This window comes from Paenarthrobacter sp. NPDC090522, assembly GCF_044769225.1.
Taxonomy (GTDB): domain Bacteria; phylum Actinomycetota; class Actinomycetes; order Actinomycetales; family Micrococcaceae; genus Arthrobacter.
Genome location: NZ_JBIVXL010000014.1, coordinates 42,189 through 65,347, shown reverse-complemented (window position 1 = coordinate 65,347; position 23,159 = coordinate 42,189). Strand labels below are relative to the sequence as shown.

21 protein-coding genes and 1 tRNA gene are annotated in these 23,159 nt (G+C 64.2%); 11 read left to right on the top strand and 11 right to left on the bottom strand.

Features of this window, described 5'->3' with window-relative positions:
- Positions 1-18: 18 nt before the first annotated feature.
- From ACIQT2_RS17425 to ACIQT2_RS17400, 6 genes are all read right to left on the bottom strand, one after another.
- Positions 19-552: a hypothetical protein gene (locus ACIQT2_RS17425; protein ID WP_402948851.1), complete on the bottom strand. Its 534-nt coding sequence runs from the start codon at positions 550-552 to the stop codon at positions 19-21.
- On the bottom strand, positions 549-1,523 hold the full coding sequence (locus tag ACIQT2_RS17420) for an alpha/beta hydrolase (RefSeq protein WP_402948983.1): 975 nt from the start codon (positions 1,521-1,523) through the stop codon (positions 549-551). Before ACIQT2_RS17420 ends, ACIQT2_RS17425 begins: the two co-directional genes overlap by 4 nt.
- Positions 1,524-1,586: 63 nt before the next feature.
- Positions 1,587-2,516 (bottom strand): hypothetical protein, encoded by a 930-nt coding sequence (locus tag ACIQT2_RS17415; RefSeq protein WP_402948848.1) that lies wholly within the window; start codon positions 2,514-2,516, stop codon positions 1,587-1,589.
- Between the two features lie 6 nt (positions 2,517-2,522).
- Entirely contained in the window at positions 2,523-2,888 is a 366-nt protein-coding gene (locus ACIQT2_RS17410; RefSeq protein ID WP_402948846.1) for a DUF6507 family protein, read from the bottom strand.
- A gap of 101 nt (positions 2,889-2,989) precedes the next feature.
- Positions 2,990-5,515: a DNA helicase PcrA gene (gene pcrA, locus ACIQT2_RS17405; RefSeq protein WP_402948844.1), complete on the bottom strand. Its 2,526-nt coding sequence runs from the start codon at positions 5,513-5,515 to the stop codon at positions 2,990-2,992.
- A gap of 88 nt (positions 5,516-5,603) precedes the next feature.
- Positions 5,604-6,449, bottom strand: a complete 846-nt coding sequence (locus ACIQT2_RS17400) for an inositol monophosphatase family protein (RefSeq protein ID WP_402948841.1) — start codon at positions 6,447-6,449, stop codon at positions 5,604-5,606.
- Positions 6,450-6,482: 33 nt separating this feature from the next.
- On the opposite strand from ACIQT2_RS17400, the gene ACIQT2_RS17395 reads away from it, so the two are divergent.
- On the top strand, positions 6,483-7,130 hold the full coding sequence (locus ACIQT2_RS17395) for a hypothetical protein (protein ID WP_402948838.1): 648 nt from the start codon (positions 6,483-6,485) through the stop codon (positions 7,128-7,130).
- On the opposite strand, the gene ACIQT2_RS17390 is transcribed toward ACIQT2_RS17395, so the two are convergent.
- Both ACIQT2_RS17390 and ACIQT2_RS17385 read right to left on the bottom strand, forming a co-directional pair.
- Positions 7,096-7,887 carry a DUF998 domain-containing protein gene (locus ACIQT2_RS17390; protein ID WP_402948836.1) on the bottom strand — a complete coding sequence of 264 codons (792 nt, stop codon included), beginning with the start codon at positions 7,885-7,887 and terminating at the stop codon, positions 7,096-7,098. The genes ACIQT2_RS17395 and ACIQT2_RS17390 overlap by 35 nt on opposite strands.
- Positions 7,888-8,442: 555 nt before the next feature.
- Positions 8,443-9,210, bottom strand: coding sequence for a DUF998 domain-containing protein (locus ACIQT2_RS17385; protein WP_402948834.1), 768 nt, complete (start codon positions 9,208-9,210; stop codon positions 8,443-8,445).
- A gap of 109 nt (positions 9,211-9,319) precedes the next feature.
- On the opposite strand from ACIQT2_RS17385, the gene ACIQT2_RS17380 reads away from it, so the two are divergent.
- From ACIQT2_RS17380 to ACIQT2_RS17370, 3 genes are all read left to right on the top strand, one after another.
- Positions 9,320-9,392 (top strand) — tRNA-Arg (locus ACIQT2_RS17380).
- 1 nt (position 9,393) lies between these two features.
- Positions 9,394-9,837: a DUF6314 family protein gene (locus ACIQT2_RS17375; protein WP_402948831.1), complete on the top strand. Its 444-nt coding sequence runs from the start codon at positions 9,394-9,396 to the stop codon at positions 9,835-9,837.
- On the top strand, positions 9,834-10,232 hold the full coding sequence (locus ACIQT2_RS17370; protein WP_400334119.1) for an NUDIX domain-containing protein: 399 nt from the start codon (positions 9,834-9,836) through the stop codon (positions 10,230-10,232). The genes ACIQT2_RS17375 and ACIQT2_RS17370 overlap by 4 nt, the downstream gene beginning before the upstream one ends.
- Positions 10,233-10,299: 67 nt before the next feature.
- Here the strand turns inward: ACIQT2_RS17370 and ACIQT2_RS17365 are convergent, their stop codons facing one another.
- The gene (locus tag ACIQT2_RS17365; RefSeq protein WP_402948829.1) at positions 10,300-12,213 is read right to left on the bottom strand and encodes an ABC transporter ATP-binding protein; all 1,914 of its coding nucleotides are present in this window, start codon (positions 12,211-12,213) and stop codon (positions 10,300-10,302) included.
- Between the two features lie 2 nt (positions 12,214-12,215).
- Positions 12,216-13,877, bottom strand: a complete 1,662-nt coding sequence (locus ACIQT2_RS17360) for an ABC-F family ATP-binding cassette domain-containing protein (RefSeq protein WP_402948826.1) — start codon at positions 13,875-13,877, stop codon at positions 12,216-12,218.
- Positions 13,878-14,050: 173 nt separating this feature from the next.
- On the opposite strand from ACIQT2_RS17360, the gene ACIQT2_RS17355 reads away from it, so the two are divergent.
- From ACIQT2_RS17355 to ACIQT2_RS17325, 7 genes are all read left to right on the top strand, one after another.
- Positions 14,051-14,773 carry a hypothetical protein gene (locus tag ACIQT2_RS17355; RefSeq protein WP_400334110.1) on the top strand — a complete coding sequence of 241 codons (723 nt, stop codon included), beginning with the start codon at positions 14,051-14,053 and terminating at the stop codon, positions 14,771-14,773.
- The gene (locus ACIQT2_RS17350; RefSeq protein WP_402948823.1) at positions 14,770-15,477 is read left to right on the top strand and encodes a hypothetical protein; all 708 of its coding nucleotides are present in this window, start codon (positions 14,770-14,772) and stop codon (positions 15,475-15,477) included. Before ACIQT2_RS17355 ends, ACIQT2_RS17350 begins: the two co-directional genes overlap by 4 nt.
- A gap of 243 nt (positions 15,478-15,720) precedes the next feature.
- Positions 15,721-16,539: an amino acid ABC transporter substrate-binding protein gene (locus ACIQT2_RS17345; RefSeq protein ID WP_400334104.1), complete on the top strand. Its 819-nt coding sequence runs from the start codon at positions 15,721-15,723 to the stop codon at positions 16,537-16,539.
- The gene (locus ACIQT2_RS17340) at positions 16,540-17,199 is read left to right on the top strand and encodes an amino acid ABC transporter permease (protein ID WP_402948821.1); all 660 of its coding nucleotides are present in this window, start codon (positions 16,540-16,542) and stop codon (positions 17,197-17,199) included. It begins immediately after the preceding gene.
- On the top strand, positions 17,186-17,986 hold the full coding sequence (locus ACIQT2_RS17335) for an amino acid ABC transporter ATP-binding protein (protein ID WP_400334098.1): 801 nt from the start codon (positions 17,186-17,188) through the stop codon (positions 17,984-17,986). The genes ACIQT2_RS17340 and ACIQT2_RS17335 overlap by 14 nt, the downstream gene beginning before the upstream one ends.
- A gap of 105 nt (positions 17,987-18,091) precedes the next feature.
- Positions 18,092-18,985, top strand: a complete 894-nt coding sequence (locus tag ACIQT2_RS17330; protein ID WP_402948818.1) for a hypothetical protein — start codon at positions 18,092-18,094, stop codon at positions 18,983-18,985.
- A gap of 3 nt (positions 18,986-18,988) precedes the next feature.
- Positions 18,989-20,017: a hypothetical protein gene (locus ACIQT2_RS17325; protein WP_402948815.1), complete on the top strand. Its 1,029-nt coding sequence runs from the start codon at positions 18,989-18,991 to the stop codon at positions 20,015-20,017.
- 41 nt (positions 20,018-20,058) lie between these two features.
- Here the strand turns inward: ACIQT2_RS17325 and ACIQT2_RS17320 are convergent, their stop codons facing one another.
- A complete protein-coding gene (locus ACIQT2_RS17320) occupies positions 20,059-23,079 on the bottom strand; it encodes an alpha-mannosidase (protein ID WP_402948812.1) in 3,021 nt (1,006 codons plus the stop codon).
- Between the last annotated feature and the right edge of the window lie 80 nt (positions 23,080-23,159).

Below are 23,159 nucleotides of genomic sequence, written 5' to 3'. Positions count from 1 at the left end.
GCGACTCTTTGGTCATGTCTATGTGGTTTTCTGCCTGGCAGCGGGATCGAGGGTGCACTCTCCAATTACGTTGATCAAGCTTCCCCGGGGCGTTGGCGAGAATTGAAGTAGCATTCCTCGGCTTGTGTAAGCGTTTATCTGGCCACCCGTCGCGGGGTCTCCGTTATCGAAGGTGTTTCCGATCTTGTAACCCTTCTCCACCCAGTGCGCTTTCATGTTCTCTATTGCGGCCTGCGGATCGTCTATAGGACCTCCCTTGATCTGTCGCTCGTATGAGCGACCGTCAGCGCGTGCGTTCACACCACATGGCTCTGAGACGTAGTCCGCCGTATCCTGGCGGTCCCATCCTGGCCATGTGGTGCCGGAATGTTGGACGGTGTCTTCCACGGCATCCAAGAAGTCTGTGAACACCTCCGATGCACTCCGCTCGCCAGGTCCTGGCTCGTCAAGCTGCCTATCCTTTGTTGGATCTACACCGCATCCGGTCATCAGTAAACTTCCCATCATCATCGAGACCAACCACACCCTGTATGCAGGCTTTAGCATCATCATTTGCCAAGTTCTTCTCTTAGTTCTAGCGGTGTAAGGTTGCGCTCTACGGAGCGTCCCAGCGGAGCCATCTCACCGCGAATTTCCACCAACTCGCGTCGGAGCGGAATCAGCTTCTTAATCTGGTCTCCCTTGCCCGTGGACGCCAGTGCGATGTTATGGGCGGACTCGGTGCTGGGGTCGAGGTAGCCATGATCACGCGTCGCAGCAAACAGGGTATTGCCGCTACCCTTTACTGCCCAACCGTTGGCGTCGTGGCCCGTGGTCCTCCAATAGACCTCACCAGTGTCCGGATCGTAGCCACCCTCGGAAGAGAAGTTCTTCCCGCCAAACCAAGAATTCAGGGGATCTAGCCGACCCTCACGACCACGCAGTCCGCTGCCAATAATTCCGAATGGAGCAACATGGTCCTCGCTGGACGCCGTCACAAAGACGTCGGGCCTGCCGTCCGCGTCCTTTGCCACGTGCAGGTCCATTGCCGAGCCCACGTCCCGCCAGGCAATTCCGGCAGAGCCGAAGAACGTGACTGTATCGACGGAGTGGGTGGTGGAAATCAGCGCATACGATGCGGTGGTGGTGCCGTAGGAGTGGGCAACTACGTTCAGATGAGGTTGGTCAATTCCGTCGGATCCGCTCGTACGCAACTCCGAAAACCCATCCAAGGCCATGGCTAGCTTGGCCCCGCCAGCCTTGGCCTGTTCAGTCGATAACACCTCACTGCTGGGCGGAGCCTCAGGGCTGTCGTAACCCACCCAGGAAACCACGGCAAGAGTGCGGATGTCGCCGCTTTTAAGCCCGGCAAATTCTTGGACCTTATACAAATCCTGCGCCGACTTCGTCCATGACTCCAGCCCGTCGGCCACGGTGGTTTTCATGCCCGGGACGTTCCATGTCACATTCGAAGCCGTGTCTAAGTCACCAATCGCAACAGCCACGAGAGGTTTTCCATTCTCGTCCGGGGTGAATGAGACGATGCTCCGGGGAGCGGCAGGGTCTTCATCGTTGTCTTTTCGGGGCTCCAGCGCGTCGTATATTTCCTACAACACAGCCTTGTGCTCAGCAGTGGTCCGCGGATCCTTGTACACGGCATCCACGTTTGCTTTGTTGGCCTTGGCACGCGCGGCGTACGGAATCCCGTTCAGGTTTCCGATGACTCCTGGTGCCGCCACCACGAGGGCCGCCTGTTGGTCGGTGGTTAGACCAGCCCACCACGCCTTCACCTGCGCGACCGGTGGCGGCGAACGGAATCCCGATCGAAGGTAGTCAGACTCGGCCATCCCGTAATCGAGCAGTTGCCCCGGCGTCAGGGTCTTCCACAACGCCAACATTGCCAGGGGATCCCCTCCCCCGGACTCCATGCGGCGCAATTCCGCACGAGCATGGTCCAGCGCCGGATCCGTGGCGGTCCCACCCGGGTAATACGGAGGAACCGTTGACTCCCAGCGGTGCACCCCACGGACAGCGAACTCGCACAAACGCTGAGCTTCCTCGTGTTCCGACACCAACACCGAAACCCTGCGCAGTAGGTCGGAATGTTCCATAAGCGGAGCCTGTCCAGTGTGCTGACTGCCGAAACTTTCTTGGCTGGAGTGGGGATCCCAACTAGGGGTTTGCCCCAGATGGATCTCCATCCTCCGGTGGAAATCGGCGATGTCGTCCAAGAGGAGCTGACGCTTCCGTCGCAACTCCCGGACGGTTTCGGCGTAACGCATCAACGCGGAGAACACTGTGACCATGCCGGACCGAATATTGTCACTCGTCTGGGTCACGGGCTTGAACAACGCCAAGACCACCGGCGCCTCAGGAGCTACGTAGGCATCAGCCAAAGCGGACCATTCCGATGACGCAGCCTGCACTGCATTGATCATCCCCTGCGCATGCCGCACCAGCGGAGACACAGCGGTTTCCAGGGCATCCGGATCAGGGAGAGCGAACAAGCCTGACGTATCAATCTGGTACTCGTTCACGCGGCCCTACCCCATCGGCCTAGCGCGGAACTTGTCCAGGCGGAAGCTGAACGTGGGGGCATCCACAATGCTTCGAGCGTTCCTGAGCACATCTGCGGCCAACTGCTCGTCACCGGCCACATAAGCAGCAACCGCAGCTTGGGTCCCGCCAAACACGTTGGCTATCCGCTGTGACAGCGCGAGGAGGTCCAGCAGCAGCACGTCGTCGCCGTAGAACTGGAGGGCACCGAAGACCGGCCCCGCACGCAAGGACCCGCCCACGTCATCAACGGTATGCCGCACGGCTGCGCGTATCGGCTCAAGTTCGCTGCAATGCGCCTTCGCTGCAGCGACCACACCCAGAGACTTGGCCACATCGATGTCAAACGTCATTGCTTGTCCCCAATGATTCAGTAAGGATTCTTATTAATCAATCGAAATGATTAATCCAAGCAAGAGTGTATACCGACAGAAAACTATCGAATCAAAGCGCCTCAGGCATCCAGTTTGGTCAGCGGTGCGTATCGCAACAGCAGGCGCTTCTCGCCGACGTCGAACTTCACCTTGGCCACTGTCTTGTCGCCGGCTCCTTCGACGCCCAGCACCACCCCGTTGCCGAAGCTGGTGTGGTTGACCTTGTCCCCCACCGACACGGCGATGACTTCCTTCTGCGGCTGAACCCGGGTCCTGGCCACGGCTGCAGGGACATCGGCGTCGAACCCGGCGGTTGGGCTCGCGGCAACTCCGCGGGAGGTGCCGGCTCCCCAGAAGGATCCGCCATAGCGGTTGGAGCCGATGGGTGCACCGCCCCAGCCGCCTGCGGCCTGGCGGGATGTACCCTCGCGTTTCCAGTCCACCAGTTCCGAGGGGATTTCCTGCAGGAACTGGCTGGCCGGGTTGTACTGGCTCTGGCCCCACATGCTGCGGACCTCGGAGCGGGTCACATAGAGCCGCTTGCGGGCACGCGTGAGGCCCACGTAGGCCAGTCGGCGTTCCTCGGCGAGCTCCTTGGGATCCGTGGCGGAGCGTTGGTGCGGGAAGATCCCGTGCTCCATGCCGGTCAGGAACACCACGGGGAACTCCAGGCCCTTCGCCGTGTGCAGCGTCATCAGCGTGACCACGCCCAAGCGCTTTGCTTCGGCAACTGCGGCGTCGATGTCGGCGCCCGGCGCGTCCGGGATCTGGTCGGCGTCGGCTACCAGGGAGACCTGCTCCAGGAACTCGCCCAACGAACCGTCGGGGTTGTCACGCTCATATTCACGGACCACAGCCACGAGTTCCGCCAGGTTTTCCACGCGGGATTCGTCCTGGGGGTCATTGCTCGCGCGGAGTCCGGCAAGATAGCCGGTCTGCTCCAAGACGGCTTCCAAGGCCGCGGACGCCCCGGATCCGGAAGCTACTTCGGCGAGGTCATCCAGCAATTTCACGAAGCCCAAGACGGCGTTGACCGAACGCGTTGCCATGGCAGGGGCTTGATCGGCGCGGCGGGCTGCGTCCATGAAGGAGGTCCGGTCCCGCTCGGCCAAGGCAGCAACAGCACCCTCAGCGCGGTCTCCAATGCCCCGCTTGGGCTCATTCAACACACGGCGGAGGTTGACGTCGTCGTCCGGGTTCACCAGGACGCGCAGGTAAGCCAGTGCGTCCTTGATTTCCTTGCGTTCGTAGAACCGGGTACCGCCAACCACCTTGTACGGCAGGCCAACGCGGACCAGTACGTCTTCAATGGACCGCGACTGGGCGTTGGTCCGGTAGAAGATGGCAACGTCGCCGGGACGCAGCCCCTCCTCGTCCTGTAGCCGGTCGATTTCCTTGGCGATGAACTGGGCTTCGTCGTGCTCATTTTCGCCGACGTAGCCCACGATCTTCTCGCCATCGCCCTCGGCGGTCCACAGGCGCTTTTCCTGCCGGTTGGGGTTCCGGGAAATCACGGAGTTGGCAGCGCTGAGGATGTTCTGCGTGGAGCGGTAGTTCTGCTCCAGCTTGATGGTCCGCGCGTTCGGGTAGTCGTGCTCGAACTCCACGATGTTGCGGATGTCCGCGCCGCGGAAGGCGTAGATTGACTGGTCCGAGTCGCCAACCACTGTCAGTTCGCTCGGCTGGACCTCGGTGTCATTACCCAGGCCTACGATTTCCCTGACCAGGGCGTACTGGGCATGGTTGGTGTCCTGGTATTCGTCCACCAGGACGTGCCGGAAACGGCGTCGGTACGATTCTGCGAGCGCCGGGAAAGCCCGGAACATGTAGACGGTCTGCGCAATGAGGTCGTCGAAGTCCATGGCGTTGGCCTGGCGCAGACGCTGCGTGTAGCCCTTGAAGACCTCAGCCACAGCGGTTTCGAAAGGCTCGTTGTAATTGGCCGAAGACGCAAAGGAATCGTCGTCGATGAGCTCGTTCTTCAGCGCGGAAATCTTGTGCTGGATGGCCTTGGGCGGGAACTTTTTGGGGTCCAGGTCCAGGTTCTTCGCCACGAGCGTGATGAGGCGCAGCGAGTCCGCGGAGTCATAGATGGAGAAGTTGGAGTTCAGTCCCACGTTGGACGCCTCGCGGCGAAGGATGCGCACGCAGGACGAGTGGAAGGTGGAGATCCACATGGCCTTGGCACGTCCACCAACCAGCGCTTCGATGCGTTCCCGCATTTCCGCCGCAGCTTTGTTGGTGAACGTGATGGCCAGGATCTCACCGTGATGCGCCCGCTTGGTGGCGATCAAGTACGCGATCCGGTTACTGAGTACACGGGTCTTGCCCGAGCCGGCGCCGGCGACAATGAGCAGCGGGCTGCCGGAGTGCTTGACGGCCTCTTCCTGTTGCGGGTTGAGGCCCTGCAGCAAGGCATCAGCGGACGGCAAGCCATGCGACCCCTGGTGACCCCAGCCGCCCGAACCGGGAGCCCCATCATCCTCGCCTGTCCGGGCAGGAGCAGCACCACCGCCGCTGTGTGAAAGCTCCGGCGCAGCCTTGACTGCGGCCCGTGAGCCTGCCTTGAAGGGTCCGTCTGCATAGGGGTCAAACAACATATCCATGGTGCCTACCAGTCTAGGCGGTGGGTCTGACACTCCTTCGACCAGTGCCCGGGATGCGGACCACGTGCCCGCTGAAGCCGGCCCAGGACTAAGCGAACTGGGGCACGGAGGTGAGGGCAGCACTCAACTCGCGGACCGCCGTCGTGCCTCCTGCGACGAACCAGTTGAGTCCGTTGACCTGTACGACGGCGGTGTCCCCACCGGCAGCGCGGACGATCGCCTTGCCGGGGAGCCAATCCCATTCGGGGCAACTGTGCTGGAACCAGCACCCCAGTTCGCCGTCAGCCACCCGGCCGAGGTCGCACGAGCCGGAACCGAACATCCGCAAGGATGCCGCGGTGATTGCCGCGGCGTGCCACGGCATGGCCGCGCGCGGATCCGCCAGCCAGGTCGGGTGGATGTAGGTCGCGGCACTCAGTTGGCCCACTGCCACATCCCCCGAACCGGAGATCCGTTCCCCGTTGAGCGTTGCGGGACGTCCTTCGCCGCCGAGCCACAGCTTGTCCGTTTCCGGCTGGTAGATGGCACCAAGCACCACGGAGGGATCCGCTACCGGGTTGCCGCCGCGGTCCGAGTCGTCGCGTTTCAGGGCGATGGCCGAGCACCAGTAGGTGGAGCCATGCAGGAAGTTGTAGGTGCCATCCACGGGGTCGATCACCCAGGTCCGGCCGCTCGTTCCGGCAACGGAGGCACCTTCTTCGCCCAGGATGCCATCCTCGGGGCGGCAGCGGCGCAACTGTTCAAGGACGTAGGCCTCGGCGGCACGGTCGGCGGCCGTCACCACGTCCGACACCGAGGTCTTCCGCTCCCCCTGCAGGCCCCCCATCCGCATAAGCAGGGCCAACTGACCCGCCTCACGGACCAGGGCGCTGGCCAGTTGGTAATCGTCGAGTGATGGGTCCAGTTCAGTTGCTGTGTGCCTGCCGATGGTCATGGGTCCAGCTTATGTGGCGGGATAATGAATCACATGGCCAAGACCCCAGCGCAGCGCATCAAGAAGCACGGAGCCAAGGCGGCAGTCCCTGAACACTCGCTGCCGCCCGTGATCAATCCCACCACCCAGCGCACCCCGCAGAAGGCACAGAGCAACTCCAGGCTCATTGTGATTGCCGGCGTGGTGGCCAGCGTCTTCCTGTTCTGGTACCTGCACCTGCTGACCCTCAACCAGATGACCCAGTTGTCCGGCGGCCTGGCCATGCCGGACTCCCTCATTGGCGGTTTCTCCACGGACTACATCGCCCAGCTCCGTAACGCCATGGACGACGCCGCCCGAGGTCAGCTAAATTACGTCCACAAGACCGCCGGCACCCTGTTTCCCTTGATCTTTGGCTTCAGCTGGCTGCTTCTCATTGGGACCAACGTGGCCCGCAAATCGTGGCGCTGGGCCATGTGGGCGGCGCCGTTGCTGTTTGCCGTAGCCCACTTGTGGTCGAACGTCGCCATTGATTCGGTGCTGGCTTCTGAAACGCCCGACGCCGGTTCGGTTGCGTTGGCCTCGGCCGTGACGGTCGCGTCGTGGGTGCTGTTCCTGCTCAGTTTGTTGTGCGGACTGGTGGCTGTGTTCCTTGGGCGGAAGGACGCTACTGCACGGAAGGACGCTGACCCAACGTCCTGACCGCTTTCCGTTCCCTGGTGACCCGGTGGGCCACGATGAGGCCCACCAGGGACAGGCCCAGGATGATGGGATACGCCATGGTCCGTTCAATCGCACCGGCTTCTTCCACGCGCAGTTGCACCGCGAGGACGTAGATGGTGGTCCCCAACGAGACCACCCCAAACAGCAGCACCATCCACGACATTTGCGTGTGTCCGCGCCACACCAGGCCCAGGACCACCAGGGCGATGGGTCCGGCGATGAAGTACATTCCGGCGCCCGTCAGATGCAGTGCCAGCTCCGTGTCTTCAGGTACCAGCCCCACCATGGCCTGCCCGATCCCCGCAACCAGGATGAGCGCCCGAACCGCACCCGCTGCGATCCACGGAAAAGCCTCCGCGGATCTCGATGCCATGCTCGGCCGGATTCCGCGTTGGCCCGGCTCTGCCGCCACGGACAGCACGGCGGAGCTGACCAGCACTGCACCCATGACCATGGCCACGCCCTGGAGAACGAACGAGGCGTTCATCAGCCAATTCAACGGCGAACACACGTCGTAGCCATTGAAAGGTCCACAGTGCGCGGCACCGAGATCGCTGATCACGTGCTCCCGGCGGTCATAGGGCGGATCGCCGCGCCACGCCGCCATGGCAATGGCTTCCACCACGAAGTAGTGGATCAGCGTGATCGCAGCCCAACCCCCAACAAGTTCGCGTCGCCCTGCGAGGTCAGGCAGAAGCCCGCGGTCCCCGCCACGCGGACCAGCCGCCGTCGTCATAGCGCCAGAATAGACCCGCCGCAGCAGGCAGCGCAGCCCTTGTTTGAACCCGCGCCGCTACCGTTCACGCCGGACGCGCCATTCGTTGGCCGCCGCCGCTACCCTTCCCGCCGGACGCACCCGTTCTTACGGGAGCCCACGGCGCAAACGGGCGCGACCAGGCCAGCACACACCACTCTTGGCCGGCGCCGCTACCGATCCCGCCCAGCGCACCCCTTGCGAACCCGCCCCGCTACCGATCCCGCCCAGCGCGCCCTTCGTTGGCCGCCGCCGCTACCCTTCCCGCCGGACGCACCCGTTCTTACGGGAGCCCACGGCGCAAACGGGTGCGACCAGGCCAGCACACACCACTCTTGGCCGGCGACGCTACCGTTCACGCCGGACGCACCCTTCGTTGGCCCGCCCCGCTACCCTTCCCGCCCAGCGCACCCGTTCCGAACCCGCCCTGCTACCCTTCCCGCCCAGCGCACCCGTTCTTACGGGAGCCCACGGCGCAAACGGGTGCGACCAGGCCAGCACACACCACTCTTGGCCGCCGCCGCTACCCCGGGGCCACTACCGGGTCCGGAAACGCCGTTCGCGGTGCACGCGCTGTGCAATCACCAGGCCTGCGGCCGCCAGGCCGATCGTCACGGGGTACCCCATGAGCCGTTCAAGGATCCCCGGCTCGGGCACGTCCATGCGGGTGAGGCCGCCGACCACGAGCGCGCCGATGCACAGCGCCCCGCTCGCTGCGAGGAACCAGCTCACAGGGGTCTGCCGCAGCCAAAGGATTCCCAACAGGATCAGGGCGAAGCCGCCACCAATGAAGAACATCAGGGCGCCCGCAAAATGCCACGGCGAGCCAAGGTCCTCCGGCACCAGGCCCACAAGGACCGTGCCCACGCCGGCAACCCCGGTCAGGATGCGAATGGCCACCGCAAGGATCCAGTGCTGGGCAATCACCCGCGGCGCCTGGCCGTGGAACCGCCGGGCCGGTACCCCCGGCCTCGCTGCGACACACAACAAACCGGCCGTCAGGAACACGGCACCAAGGATCAAAGCGAGCCCTTGGACAACAAACGAGGCATTCATCAGCACGTGCAGCGGAGAGCACACAGAGCGGTCCTCGTAGATTCCGCAGGATATTGCGCCAAGGTCGCTGATGTAGCCGGTGGCGCGGCTGTACGGTTCGGGTCCCGCCCACGCGTCGATCACGGCAGCCTCGGCCACGAAATACTGCACCACGCTCAGCTGGGCCCAGCCGCCGATGGCCGCACGGATGCTGCGGACGTTGGGAAGGAACGTGCCAGCCGATGCCGGTACTGTCGCGTGGCCACTCATGTCCGCCAGCCTAACCGTGTTCGGGCAGCGCCCTTGCAGCTTGTATGCTTATAGTCGTGTTCGGGCCGGAAGGCTCCCGCCAAGGGACCTTCACAGCCCATGGACATGCGCCCTCGTAGCTCAGTGGATAGAGCACGGCTCTCCTAAAGCCGGTGTCGTTGGTTCGATTCCAATCGAGGGCACTTGAATGACCAGCAGCCACGGATGGACTTGCGGGCCTACCTGGCCGGCGAATGGAACGTGGAGCGGACCCTCCTTGACCGCGCCACCGGCACCCGCGGAACCTTTTCCGGCGTCGTACGTTACGTCCAGAACCGCGACGGCGGCCTGGACTACCGCGAAGACGGAACCATGCACTGGCCCACCCACTCAGGCCCGGCCTTCCGCGAATACGTCCTCAAACCAGGTGCTACCGAGCACAGTATGGACGTGTTCTTCCCCGATGGCCGGCCCTTCCACGTGATGAGCTTTGCCGCGGACGCCAACCAGGACAAGCACTGGTGCGATCCCGACGACTACTACGTCAACTACACCTTGGAGGGTCCTGACGCTTTCAGTTTTACGTGGGACGTCCACGGGCCGGCGAAGGACCTGCTGCTGGAGTCGCATCTGAGGAGGAACACATGAACGTGATTGTGGTCAGCGCCGTATGCGTCTACAACGGGGCGGGCCAGCTCCTCACCGTCCGCAAGCGCGGGACGGACAAGTTCATGCACCCCGGCGGCAAGCCGGAGCCCGGCGAAACCGCTGCCCAGGCGGCGTCCCGGGAACTGGCCGAGGAAGTCGGCATCAGCGTGGCTCCGGACCAGCTTGAGCCCATGGGCGTGTGGCATGCCGTTGCCGCCAATGAGGAAGCGACCACCATCGAAGCCACGGTGTTCACGGCACCGGGTACGTGGGACGCGCACCCCTCGGCCGAGATCGCGGAGATCCGCTGGCTGGACCTGCACGCGCCGCTGCCGGACGACCTCGCCCCGCTGCTCACGGACCACGTCCTCCCGGCCCTCGCCGCCCCCAAGTAGGTCGCATTTGTGCGCGTTTTCCGCGATCAAAACGCGCACAAATGCGACCCAGTTGGGTACACCGGCATCAAAGCTCCGGGACCGCTTCCTGGGCCACCGCTGCGGCTTCCGCGAACTGCGTCCGGTACAGCTCCGCGTAACGGCCATCCGCCGCGAGCAGCTCGCTGTGCGTTCCCCGCTCCACGATCCGGCCGTCTTCCACCACCAGGATCGCGTCGGCAGCTCGGATGGTGGACAGCCGGTGGGCAATCACGACGGCGGTACGACCCTCGAGCGCTTCGCCCAGGGCTGCCTGGACGGCGGCTTCGTTGGTGGAATCCAGCGCGGCGGTGGCCTCGTCCAGGATGACGACCCTGGGCTGCTTGATGAGGAGCCGGGCGATGGTGAGGCGCTGGCGTTCGCCACCGGAGAGCCGGTAGCCGCGCTCCCCCACCACCGTTTCGAGTCCGTCAGGCAAAGAGCGGATCATCGCTTCCAGGCGGGCGCGCCGCAGCACGTCCCACATCTGCTCCTCGGTGGCATCAGGCCGGGCCAGGCGCAGGTTGGACGCGATGGTCTCGTGGAACAGGTGGCCATCCTGGGTCACCATGCCCAGTGTTTCGCGGAGGGCATCGAAGCGGAGGTCGCGCACATCCGTTCCGGTTCCAACCCCGTGGCCGCCCAGGCGCACCGCTCCGGAGTCGACGTCGTACAGTCTGGACAGCAACTGGGCCACAGTGGACTTGCCGGCACCGGATGACCCCACCAACGCCACAGTCTGGCCAGGCTCCACCCGGAAACTGACCCCATGCAGGACTTCCTCGCCGCCACGCGTGTCCAGCGTGGCCACGTCTTCGAGGGAGGCCAGGGAGACCTTGTCAGCCGAGGGGTAGGAGAAGCGGACGTCGTCGAATTCGACCGCCACAGGTCCCGCCGGAACCGCCACAGCGTCCGGCTTCTCGGTGATGAGCGGCTTGAGGTCCAGGATTTCGAAGACGCGCTCGAAGCTGACAAGTGCGCTCATGACTTCCACGCGGGCGTTGGACAGTGCAGTCAGCGGGGCGTAGAGGCGGGTGAGCAGGAGGGCCAGCACCACAACGTCACCCGGTGCCAACTGTCCCCCGATGGCCAGCCAGCCGCCGAGCCCGTACACCAGCGCCAGGGCCAGCGCGGAGACCAGGGTCAAGGCGGTCACGAAGGTGAACTGCAGCATGGCGGTCCGGATGCCGATGTCGCGGACCCGGCCTGCACGGGCAGCGAACTCGAGGGACTCCTCATCCGGCCGTCCGAAGAGCTTCACCAGCGTGGCGCCGGGCGCGGAGAACCGTTCGGTCATTTGGGTGCCCATGGCGGCGTTGTGCGCTGCGGCTTCGCGGCGCAGGTCCGCCAGCTTTGACCCCATCCGCCGTGCAGGGATCAGGAAGATCGGGAGCAGCACCATGGCCAGCACGGTCACCAGCCACGAGGTGTTGAGCATGACGGCCAAGGTCAGGGCCAAGGCCACGACGTTGCTGACCACACCGGACAACGTCCCGGCAAAGGCGGACTGGGCCCCGATCACATCATTGTTCAGGCGGCTCACCAACGCACCGGTCCGCGTGCGGGTGAAGAAGGCGATCGGCATGCGCTGCACGTGGTCGAACACCCGCGTGCGAAGGTCCACGATGACCCCCTCGCCGATGGTCGACGACAACCACCGGGTCAGGAGCCCCACGCCGGCCTCGCCCACCGCCACCAGCGCGATCAGCACGGCAAGCCAGATGATGGTTCCGGCACCGGATTTGCCGATGATGGCATCAACAACCTGGCCGGCCAGCACCGGCGTGGCCACGGCCAGCACGGCACCGGCGATCGAGGCGATCACGAACGCGATGAGCTTGCCCTTGTGCGGGGCAGCGAAGCCAAGGACGCGTTTCAGGGTCTCCTTGGAGAACGGCTGCGAACCGCTCTGCGCCCGGGTGATCTTGTAGAGCGAGCTCCAGGCCACGCCATCCATGCTCATGGTTACTTCTCCTGGCCCGGTATGTGGTGCAACTCCTGGACACGGCCATTTTCCAGGTGCCATCGTGAATCGAGCCGGACGTTCTCCAGCAGCCTGCGGTCGTGAGTGACCAACAGCAGGGCACCCTCATAGCTTTCCAGGGCTTCTTCAAGCTGTTCGATCGCGGGAAGGTCAAGGTGGTTGGTGGGTTCGTCCAACACGAGCAGGTTGACACCGCGCGCCTGCAGGAGCGCCAGGGCGGCACGGGTCCGTTCTCCTGGGGACAAGGAATCCACCGTGCGGGATGTGTGGTCGGCCTTGAGTCCAAACTTGGCCAGGAGTGTGCGGACATCGGCGCTGTTCCAGTCAACCAGCACGGCCTCCACGGCGGCACCGAGCGGTTTGCCGCCGTCGAGCATCCCGCGGGCCTGGTCTATTTCGCCAACCGCCACGGAGGCACCCATGGACGCGTCGCCGTCGTCCGGTGTCCGGGTGCCGAGCAGCAGCCTCAGGAGGGTGGACTTGCCGGCCCCGTTCGGGCCGGTGATGCCGATGCGCTCACCGCCGTTGAGCTGCAGGTTGACCGGTCCCAGCGTGAAGTCGCCCTGGCGTACGACGGCGTCCCGCAAGGTAGCGACGACGGCGCTGGACCGCGGCGCCTGGCCAATGCTGAACTGCAGCTGCCATTCCTTCCGGGGTTCCTCCACCTCGGTGAGCCGGGCGATGCGCGACTCCATTTGGCGGACCTTCTGCGCCTGCTTCTCGGAGGACTCCGTGCTGGCGGCCCGGCGGATCTTGTCATTGTCCGGGTTCTTCTTCATCGCATTCCGGACGCCCTGCGAACTCCATTCCCGCTGCGTCCGTGCACGCGCCACGAGGTCGGCTTTGGTGGAGGCGTACTCTTCGTAGCGTTCCCGGGCGTGGCGCTTGGCGACGGCCCGTTCATCGAGGAAGGACTCGTAACCGCCGTCGTACACGGCCACGGAGTTCTGGGCGAGGTCCAGCTCCACCACCGTGGTGACGCAGCGGGCCAGGAACTCGCGGTCGTGGGACACCAGCACCACGCCGCCGCGCAGACCCTGCACGAACGCTTCCAACCGGGCGAGTCCATCCAGGTCCAGGTCGTTGGTGGGTTCGTCGAGGAGGACGACGTCGAACCGGCTCAGCAACAAGGCGGCGAGCGCCACGCGCGCAGCTTGCCCGCCGGAGAGGCCGGTCATGAGGGCTTCGGCTCCGAGCTCCAGGCCAAGGTCCGCCAGCACGGCCGGGATTCGCTCTTCGAGGTCCGCGGCACCGGAGGCCATCCAGCGGTCGAAGGCCACGGAGTAGGCATCGTCAGCGCCGGGTGCACCTGAGCCGAGCGCCTCGGCCGTGGCTTCCATTTCTGCCGTCGCCTGGGCACAACCCGTACGGCGCGCAATGTAGGCGGCGATGGTTTCGCCCGGAGTCCGTTCGTGTTCCTGCGGCAACCAGCCAACGAACGCATCGGACGGCGCCAGGCTCACCGTGCCTTCCTGCGGCTGGTCAACGCCGGCGAGGATGCGCAGCAGCGTCGATTTGCCCGCACCATTAGCGCCCACCACACCCACCACATCGCCGGGAGCCACCGTCAGGGACAGCTTCGAAAAGAGCGTGCGATGGCCATGGCCACCGGCAAGGTCCTTGGCTACCAAGGTTGCAGTCATGAGTTCAATCCTCTCGCTGCCTGCCCATTTTCTGCAGGCATGGAAAAACCCGCGGGTCCGGACTTGGGGGGTGTACGGACCAGCGGGTTCAAGAATCAAGCATAATTCAATGTGGCGTCCGCGTAAAATCGATTCGTACTACCACTTACAGCAAACTTTCCAGAGAGTCCTCCATGCCCTTACAGTCCAAGGCGTTCCAGCGCTGGCTCCACGGCGTTGCGCCGGACGCCAGCATCGCCGATGTCTGCAGGGTCTCCGGAATCAAACGGACCACGCTGGCCCAGCAGTTGGTTCGCGGCAAGGTAGCCGAATCCACGCTGGTGAGCATCAGCCGCGCCTACGACCTCAACCCGGTCCAGGAATTGGCCACGTTCGACCTCTACGCACAGCTTCGGGGCGAGCCCGTTCCGCCCACTCCCGCCGAGTTGGTCAGCCAGATCGCCACGATCGACCTGCTGCGGGCCGTGGTGGAACGTACCGAACCGGGCAGCGTCCCCGCCACCGGACTGACCGCAACACCGCACCCCACCGCCGTGCGGAACTGGGTGGACGCGATCGACGACGGCGAGTTGCGGCACCGGGTCAGCGAGGCCACCGGGATCGCGCCCCAAAACTTTTCCGCCCACCTGACGGCCAACCGGCTCCCTCCCGAACTGGCCATTGCCACCTCACGGGCCGCCGGGGTTGGACCGGCAGGTGGGCTGGTCGCCGGCGGGTTGATCACCGAAAGCGAGGCCGGCTGGACACCCCACGGGCGCCGGGACGCCTTGGACAGGATGACATTGGGCGAACTGGTGACACTGTCCGGCGAACGCCTCCAGGCCCTGGGCAAGAACCTTCGCCGCCAAGAACAAGACCACGAACGAACTGAACGAATTTGGGAGAACCTCGGATGACGGCTGTCCTGCCCTGGGCAACGCTTGTTATTTGCCTGGCCATTACCGTGGCGCGCATCCCCAGTGCGCTGCGCGGAGAGAACCGCGTGGTCTTCTACATCTTTGCCTTGATGACCATGGACATCCTGCTCAGTATCGAAGGACCCTACCTGGCCATCGACGCCGTCCTCGGGGGCATGAACCTGACCAACCTCATCCTGCGGTTCCTGCTGTATGGAACCTTCCTGCTGATGGGCATCAAGATCGCCACGGGCTTCGACTCCAAATCAGCGGTCCGGGCCATCCGGGGCCCGTGGGGCCTGACCGTCCTGGCCATCACTGCGGCGTTAACGGCCTACTTCTTTCTCATCACCGATACCCGGGGCTCCACCGTGGGCATGACGGGCCTGACGTGGGGCCCATCCATGGAGGCCTACGCTGCCCTTGGCCGGTTCTACCCGGGCTTCGTTTCGGCATGCCTGCTCCCGGCGATCTGGCGCACGGTGACCGGTCGTTTCCCGGCTCTGTTGCGCGGCGCATCGGCCTTGTTGTTCGTCGGCCTGACGCTGCTGCTGGTGTCCCAGCTCTTCCCCCTGATTCCCCTGGTACATCTGTGGCTGCGCTCACTGATCAATTACTCGGCCGTGCTGGCGACCGCCATTGGCCTGGCCGGAATCTGGTTTTCCAAGGCCTACGCGAGGCGGAAAAGACGACGCACAGCGTAAGACTTTCACAAAAGCATTAGATCGTGGCACAATCATGAATGTGTGAATGAGGCTTGCAGCCTGACAGCGGAATCAGAGAACGGGTTTCCGGTGGATGTGGCGCCCTCATGATCACAATTGGGGGGATGAGTGGTGGCGGGCTGTTGGGGACCGCCCCCACTCAGCCTTTTTAACGGCCATTTCGCGGGGGCTGGCCGCGTCGGCGCAGCGGGCCTGACGGGGGCCGTGGCTAAGATGGCTTCCATGACCAGTCTTCGTACCCGCCGCTCTGTCCTGGCAGCTACCTTGGCCTCTGTGGCCCTTGCCCTCTCGGCATGCGGCGGTGGTGGGTCCACCCAGTCGCAGTCCGGTGGCGATACGTCCCTTTCCGATGTGAAGTCCAAGGGTGAACTGGTCATCGCCACCGAGGGAACCTACCGCCCCTTCAGCTTCCACGCCAACGGTGCCGGCGAGCTGACAGGCTACGACGTGGAGATCGCCAAGGCAGTGGCGGACAAACTGGGCGTGAAGGCAACGTTCCAGGAGACCCAGTTCGATGGCATCTTCGCGGGACTCGACGCCAAACGCTTCGATACGATCGCCAATCAGATCTCCATCAACGAAGACCGCAAGGCCAAATACGACTTCTCCACGCCCTACACGGTCTCCACGGGCGTGGTGGTGACCAAGTCCGACAATTCCGGCATCAACAGCTTCGCCGACCTCAAGGGCAAGACCACGGCGCAGTCCCTCACCAGCAACTTCTACAAGATGGCCGTGGACGCAGGAGCCAACGTCCAGGCCGTGGAAGGCTGGGCCCAGGCGGCAACGCTGGTTCAGCAGGGCCGGGTGGACGCCACTGTCAACGACAAGCTCACGTACCTGGATTACGCCAAGACCACCCCGGATTCCGGCCTCAAGGTGGCGGCAGAAGCCCCGGACAAGACCGAAAGCGCCATGGTGTTCCGCAAGGGCTCCACGGAACTGGCCAACGCCGTGAACAAGGCCCTCGCCGACCTGCAGGCTGACGGCACCCTGGCAAAGATCTCGGACAAGTACTTCGGCGCGGACGTCTCCAAGTAAATGAACTGGGACCTCGTCTGGAGTTCCTTCGGGCCGCTCGCCACAGGTGCCGTGACGGGGACCATTCCGCTCACGCTGCTGTCTTTCGCGTTCGGGCTGGTCCTGGCGCTCCTGGTGGCCTTGATGCGGCTCAGTCCCAACTGGCTGCTCTCGGGCATCGGGCGCTTCTATGTGTCGGTGATCCGCGGAACTCCCCTCCTGGTCCAGTTGTTCGTGATCTTCTACGGCCTGCCCAACCTGGGCGTGAAGCTGGATCCGTGGCCCAGCGCCATCATCGCGTTCTCGCTGAACGTGGGTGGCTACGCGGCCGAGATCATCCGCGCTGCCATCCTGTCCGTACCCAAAGGCCAGTGGGAGGCCGGGCACACCATCGGCATGTCCACCCGGCAAACCCTGGTCCGGATCATCCTCCCCCAGGCGGCCCGGGTGTCGGTCCCACCGCTGTCCAACACCTTCATTTCCCTGGTGAAGGACACCTCGCTCGCTTCGCTGATCCTGGTCACCGAACTGTTCCGCAATGCCCAGCAGATCGCCGCGTTCAGCCAGGAATTCATGGTCCTGTACCTGCAGGCAGCCTTGGTCTACTGGGTGATCTGCCTTGTCCTGTCCACGGCGCAGTCAGCCGTGGAACGGAGATTGGACCGCTATGTCGCCCACTGACTCACCGCAGCCCCGCCCGGCACCGGTCCTGAAGGCCCGCAACCTCGCCAAGGCCTTTGGCAGCAACGTCGTGCTGCGCGACATCGATATCGACATCCGCCGGGGCCAGGTGGTCGCACTGATCGGCCCGTCCGGTTCGGGCAAGACCACCGTCCTGCGCTCGCTCAACGGGCTGGAAATTCCCGACGCCGGCACGGTCGCCTTCGGGGACGACGGAACCGAAACTGGTCTCTCCATCGATTTCGGCACCAAGGTGGGCAAAAAGGACATCGCCGCCTTGCGGGATCGCAGCGCGATGGTATTCCAGCACTACAACCTGTTTCCGCACATGACTGTGCTGAAGAACATCATCGAGGGCCCCGTCCAGGTCCAGAAAAGGCCCAGGGCCGATGCCATAGCAGACGCCGAGCGGCTCCTGGAACGGGTTGGTTTGGCCGACAAGCGCGATGCGTACCCCTTTGAACTCTCCGGGGGCCAGCAGCAGCGTGTGGGCATTGTCCGTGCCCTGGCGCTCAAACCGCAGCTGCTGCTCTTCGACGAGCCCACGTCGGCCCTGGATCCGGAACTGGTTGGTGACGTCCTCGGCGTCATCAAGGAGCTTGCCGAAGAAGGCTGGACCATGGTGATCGTGACCCACGAGCTCGCCTTCGCCCAGCACGTAGCGGACGAGGTCATCTTCATGGACGGCGGAGTGGTGGTTGAGCGCGGCCCCGCCACCGAGGTCCTCCGTGCTCCCAAGCAGGAACGCACCAAGCTCTTCGTCAAGCGCCTCCAGCACGACGTCTAGCCCGGCTGGCGTATCCTCATAAGGTTCCTGCTCAAAAGGAACCTTATGAGGCTTCGAGTGCCCGTAGCCGGGCGCGCGTCAAAAAATCGGGGGGTAAGACGGACTGTGGAAGAGACAGAACAGCCGGCGCAGAAGAAGAGTCGGCGAACACCCATCATCGTGGCAGTAGTGGCGCTGGCTTTGGTGGCCGGAGGGCTTGGCACGTGGTACGCGCTGTCACGCCCCGCGGGTGTCCAGCGTGCGGACGTGCTTCGCCTGGACAAGCAACGGGCCATCGTGGACAACTCCATGAATATCTACGACCCCTTGGTGCAGGAATTCACGGCCCGGTACACCAGCGCGGTCTCCACTGATGCGGATGAAGATGAGGTGGGCCAGGTACTGCAACAGCAGCGAGATGTCCTGGGACGGGAATCCGCCACGAACAAGAACCGCTTGGAAGCCATGGCTGGCTCGCCGGCGCTGCAGGAGTCCGAGGTCAAGGATGCCGTGGGGCAGTTCAAGGACAAGTACGGCGCAGTGGTGGCCTACAACGACCAGCGCTTGACCAACACGGCAAACATCACCCAGTCAGTTGGCGGAGCCTGTGCACCTTTGCACCGCGACCTGAACATCGGCAGCGAAACGTACGCCAAGGACTACGTTTCCACCGCCGATGCGTGCTTGGCCGCCCTGTCGGATGCCAAGAACGGGTCCGATGCAGAGACAAGCACGCTCCTGGGTGCCTTCGAGGGCGTCATTCGCGGGCAGCGGGACAAGCAGCAGGAAGTCCTGGACGCCAAGGATGACTTTGAGCGGGCTGCAAAGCGTACCTTGGCGGCCATCGCGCTGCTCGACATCAATGATTCCCTGGACAAGCCCCGCACGGAATATGAGAACGCAGTGAAAAAAGCGTCCACCACGGTGGTCAACGAAGCGAACGAATCAAACGCCAACCTCGAGCGGATCCTGAAAGAGCGGTTGGAACGCTTTGATGCCGCCGGCCAAGAGGGGAAGTAGGCCATGAGCAACGACATTCCGGAAACCACTGCCGTCCCCGTCCGCCGCAATCGCCGCCCAGTACTCCTGGTGATTGGTATTCTCCTCGTTGTGCTGGTCATTGCCGCCGGAACGCTGGTGGCCATGAACAACTTGGCTGCACAACAGCGAAAAGAAGGCCTGTCCTTACTGAAGGAAGACCGGATGAGTGCCCTCAGCGATGCCAGGGGCAAGATCCAGCCGGCAGTCAACGCCTATTTGGCTGCCTACAAGAAAGCACGGAACGCCCCCGCTTCCCGGGACGAGGCAGCACGGAACAGCCAGAAAGAGAAGGATGACTTCCAGCAGGCCACGGAGTCTGCCCGGGCCGCTTTGGACAGCCTGAAGGCCACGCATGGTTCCAGCGACGACGCCGTGGGAGTCGCGCTGCAGCAGTTGGTGGAGTCCCATGAAGGGTACTTCGGCTACATGGAGGGACTCGTGAACTCCTACCCGCAGTTCGAAGGCCTCTTCCGCAAGGACGACGCAGCCGGGTGCAACGGCCTGTTCGTGGGTTCCAAAGCAGCCAACCTGCGGGAACGCCAAACCCTGCTGGCCAAGGCTGCCACTCCGTGCCGGAAAGCTGCGGAGGAACTGAAGCAGTCCAACAACACTGCCTATGTGGAATTTGCCCGCACTTTCGACAGCCGGGTAGCTGCCCTTGAGGCCAACGCCGAGGTGACAGCCAAGGGTGAAGAGTCCTACGCGGAGTTCGTCCGGCTCAAGGACGACTTCGTCAAGAAAGCAGACGATGCCGAGGCGCGCAACGCCCCGGCCGAAGAAGTCCAGAAGATCGCCGACGACGCCAAAGCGCTCAACGCCAAGATCCGGTACAACAGGTCGGACTTCGACTTCGCCGCGGAGCGCTACCTGGCCGGGGTCAAGGAAATGCCTTCCCTGGTTGAGGAAGTGTTCACCAAAGGGGTGGCGGACGACATCAAACACTTCAGCACTGTCATCCCCCTGCGCGAACAGGTCCTGAAAGGCGTCGTGGACGTCGAACTGACCGAGTAGCCGGATGCGGGCCTGCATCCAAGGATGCAGGCCCGCACCGACTACCTGGAAAAGCGCAGCGTGACCAACTGGAACGGCCGGAGAACCAGCTCCGCTGCCGAACCTGCGCAGACCACACCCGCGGCCTCAACGGTCCGTTCAAGCAAGTCCGTCGCCACCACACCGGAAGATTCAAAGTTGGCCATCACCGTGCCCTTCGACCGCTGTCCAAGGGATTCGTAGAGCCGCACAATGACGTCCCCGCTGCCGTCCTCCGCGAGCTTTACCGCTTCCACCACTATAGCGGGGTTGGACACCGAAACCAGTGGCTCCACCGGGTTGGTTCCCGTGACGTAGCGGGGCTTGAGGTTGGTCCGGTAGCCCTCTTCCACGGCGTCGGCGATGCCCGCTCCGGGCCTGATGGACACCTCCAGCGTGTGCTCGCCACGGTCTGCCTCGGGGTCCGGGAACTTCGCCGACCGCAGCAGCGAGGTGCGCACCGTCGTCGTGGTTCCACCATCCTGGCGGACCGCCCGGGTAACGTCGTGCCCGTAACTGGACGAGTTGCTGACCGCCACGCCATATCCCGGTTCCCCTACATGGATCCAGCGGTGCGCGCAGATCTCGAACTTGGCGGCATCCCAGGACGTATTGGTGTGGGTTGGCCGGAACACGTGGCCGAACTGTGTTTCCGAGGCCGATTGGTCGGCCCGCACATCCAGCGGGAAGGCGATCTTCAGCATCTTCTCGCGTTCCTGCCAGTCCACTGTGGTGGCTATCGCCAGAGACTCCGCGCCGGCGTCGAGCGTGATCCGTTGCGTGATGGTGGACCCGCCCACCGAACGCTTAACGACGACGACGGCGCCCGTCGCGGTCCGCTCCAGGGCGGTACCTTCGACGCCGGTCAGCGGGGTGACGTTGTGGCGGTAGAACTCCTCGATGTCCCAGGCGTCCCATTCGTTCGGGGTGTCGCGGAAGAGCTCCAGCAGGTTCCCGGCCTGGCCGAGAGCGATGGCGTCGCGGCCGCTCGCATGGTCGACGAGCGAAGTCAGGAGGCCATTGCTGTCCAGGACTGCCCGGATGATGCCGTTGTCCACCACATAGCCGCCGGCCTCTTCCAACACCTCCACGGAAGCGTCGGTCGTGGCGGCTTCGGCGACGCCCAGTGCCTGCACGCCATTCCGCTTGTGCGGCGCGGCATTGAGGAGGAACCGCGTGTCCCCCTGGCCGACCAGAGCCTGCGCGGCCTCCGCGATGATGGCCTCAAGGTCGCGGGCGATCGCCGCATAATTTCGTTCGGCGTCCTGATGGACCCAGGCGATGGAGCTGCCGGGCAGGATGTCATGGAACTGCTGGAGCAACACCAGTTGCCAGAGCCGCTTGAGCTCCGCCGCCGGATACGGGAAGCCCACACGGACGGCGGCCGTGGAGCACCAGAGCTCCGCCTCGCGGAGCAAGTGCTCGCTGCGGCGGTTGCCCCGTTTGGTCTTGGCCTGGCTGGTGTAGGTGCCACGGTGCATCTCCAGGTACATTTCGCCCACCCAGACCGGCGGGGTGGCGTACTCCGCCTCGGCCTTGAGGAAGAAGTCCCTGGCCGTCCCCATGCGGACCTTGGGTGAGCCCTCCAGGTCTGCCGTGCGGTGCGCCGCGGCCACCATCTCGCGCGTGGGTCCGCCACCGCCGTCGCCATAGCCAAACGGGACCAAGGACATGGTTCCCCGGCCGTGGTCGCGGTAGTTCCGCTGGGCGTGGGCCAGTTCGCGTCCGTGCAACTCGGCGTTGTAGGTGTCCACTGGCGGGAAGTGGGTGAACAGGCGCGTCCCGTCAATGCCTTCCCAGGTGAAGGTATGATGCGGCATGCGGTTGACCTTGTTCCAGGAAATCTTCTGGGTCAGGAACCACCGGGACCCGGCGGACTTGACGATCTGCGGGAGGGCACCGGAGTAGCCAAAGGAATCGGGCAGCCAGGCTTCCTGGCACTCAACGTCGAACTCGCGTTGGAAGAAGCTCTTGCCCTCCACGAACTGGCGGGCCATGGCTTCGCCGCCGGGCATGTTGGTGTCCGATTCCACCCACATGCCGCCGACAGGGACGAATTGGCCGGCCTTGACCTTCTCGCGGATGCGGACAAAGAGCTCCGGGAAGTACTCCTTGATCCAGGCCAGTTGCTGGGCGGAGGAGCAGGAGAACACAAAATCGGGGTCGTCATCCATGAGCGCAACGACGTTGGAGAAGGTCCGGGCGCACTTGCGGATGGTTTCCCGGACGGGCCAGAGCCATGCCGAATCAATGTGGGCGTGGCCGGTGGCAAGCAGTTCGTGGGCCGAGGCGTAGGCGGGCCGGCTCAGCACCCCTGCCAGCGCGGCGCGGCCGGCCGCCGCAGTCCCGGCAACGTCGTCCGGATCCATGATGTCCAGCATGCGTTCCAGCGCCCGCAGGATCTCGTGCCGGCGGGGCAACTCCATGGGGAGCTCGTGCATCAGCCCGGTCAAGGTCCACACGTCCTGGTTGAGCTCCCACACGGTCTCGTTGAGTTCGGCGATGGCGATGCGCCCCAACCGGTAGCGGGGTTCGTCACCGGACGTGGCTTTGTCCCCCAGCGGTGTGGGCGCAAAGGACCAGCCCTGGGCTACGTCCGGGTTGGCGGCCGCTTCGACGTAGAAATCCACGGAAAGACCGCCACCCAGCAGTTTCAGCGGTACGTGGTAGTTCCGCGGCGAGATCGCCTTGATGATGCTGCCTTCGGCACGCCAGGCCGTACCCTCGCACTGGAATCCGGGGACATCGCTGTTGAAGCCGAGGTCAACGATGATTTCCACCGTGGTGTCTTCCGAGGCACCCCAGCCTTCGGGGACCTCGCCTTGGAGCCGGAGCCACTTGGTGCTCCACGCCTTGCCCCAGGCGGCACCGGCCTCCTGCGGAGTGAACAGCTGCCGCATTGCTTCGGCAGCGGGGACCGGCTCACCCGGCGCCTCCCAACTGCTCAGTTCAAGGGGAACGGACCTGCCGTATATGGCCGGAAGAAGGCGTTCCCGAACGAATCGATCGAGACGCTGTTCTGTGATCCGACGGTCGTCGTGCAATTAAATCCCCTTTGGCGTGAGCTGGGCGGCGGGACTGGCAGGCGGGTGGACGGTGCTCCTCAAAGAGGTGGCGTTCCGGG

What these genes read in the sequence shown, in the direction of transcription:
- ACIQT2_RS17425 (WP_402948851.1), bottom strand. Translation starts at nt 552, where the DNA reads ATGATGATGCTAAAGCCTGCATACAGGGTGTGGTTGGTCTCGATGATG.
- ACIQT2_RS17410 (WP_402948846.1), bottom strand. Translation starts at nt 2,888, where the DNA reads ATGACGTTTGACATCGATGTGGCCAAGTCTCTGGGTGTGGTCGCTGCA.
- pcrA (WP_402948844.1), bottom strand. Translation starts at nt 5,515, where the DNA reads ATGGATATGTTGTTTGACCCCTATGCAGACGGACCCTTCAAGGCAGGC.
- ACIQT2_RS17400 (WP_402948841.1), bottom strand. Translation starts at nt 6,449, where the DNA reads ATGACCATCGGCAGGCACACAGCAACTGAACTGGACCCATCACTCGAC.
- ACIQT2_RS17395 (WP_402948838.1), top strand. Translation starts at nt 6,483, where the DNA reads ATGGCCAAGACCCCAGCGCAGCGCATCAAGAAGCACGGAGCCAAGGCG.
- ACIQT2_RS17390 (WP_402948836.1), bottom strand. Translation starts at nt 7,887, where the DNA reads ATGACGACGGCGGCTGGTCCGCGTGGCGGGGACCGCGGGCTTCTGCCT.
- ACIQT2_RS17385 (WP_402948834.1), bottom strand. Translation starts at nt 9,210, where the DNA reads ATGAGTGGCCACGCGACAGTACCGGCATCGGCTGGCACGTTCCTTCCC.
- ACIQT2_RS17370 (WP_400334119.1), top strand. Translation starts at nt 9,834, where the DNA reads ATGAACGTGATTGTGGTCAGCGCCGTATGCGTCTACAACGGGGCGGGC.
- ACIQT2_RS17365 (WP_402948829.1), bottom strand. Translation starts at nt 12,213, where the DNA reads ATGAGCATGGATGGCGTGGCCTGGAGCTCGCTCTACAAGATCACCCGG.
- ACIQT2_RS17360 (WP_402948826.1), bottom strand. Translation starts at nt 13,877, where the DNA reads ATGACTGCAACCTTGGTAGCCAAGGACCTTGCCGGTGGCCATGGCCAT.
- ACIQT2_RS17355 (WP_400334110.1), top strand. Translation starts at nt 14,051, where the DNA reads ATGCCCTTACAGTCCAAGGCGTTCCAGCGCTGGCTCCACGGCGTTGCG.
- ACIQT2_RS17350 (WP_402948823.1), top strand. Translation starts at nt 14,770, where the DNA reads ATGACGGCTGTCCTGCCCTGGGCAACGCTTGTTATTTGCCTGGCCATT.
- ACIQT2_RS17345 (WP_400334104.1), top strand. Translation starts at nt 15,721, where the DNA reads ATGACCAGTCTTCGTACCCGCCGCTCTGTCCTGGCAGCTACCTTGGCC.
- ACIQT2_RS17340 (WP_402948821.1), top strand. Translation starts at nt 16,540, where the DNA reads ATGAACTGGGACCTCGTCTGGAGTTCCTTCGGGCCGCTCGCCACAGGT.
- ACIQT2_RS17335 (WP_400334098.1), top strand. Translation starts at nt 17,186, where the DNA reads ATGTCGCCCACTGACTCACCGCAGCCCCGCCCGGCACCGGTCCTGAAG.
- ACIQT2_RS17325 (WP_402948815.1), top strand. Translation starts at nt 18,989, where the DNA reads ATGAGCAACGACATTCCGGAAACCACTGCCGTCCCCGTCCGCCGCAAT.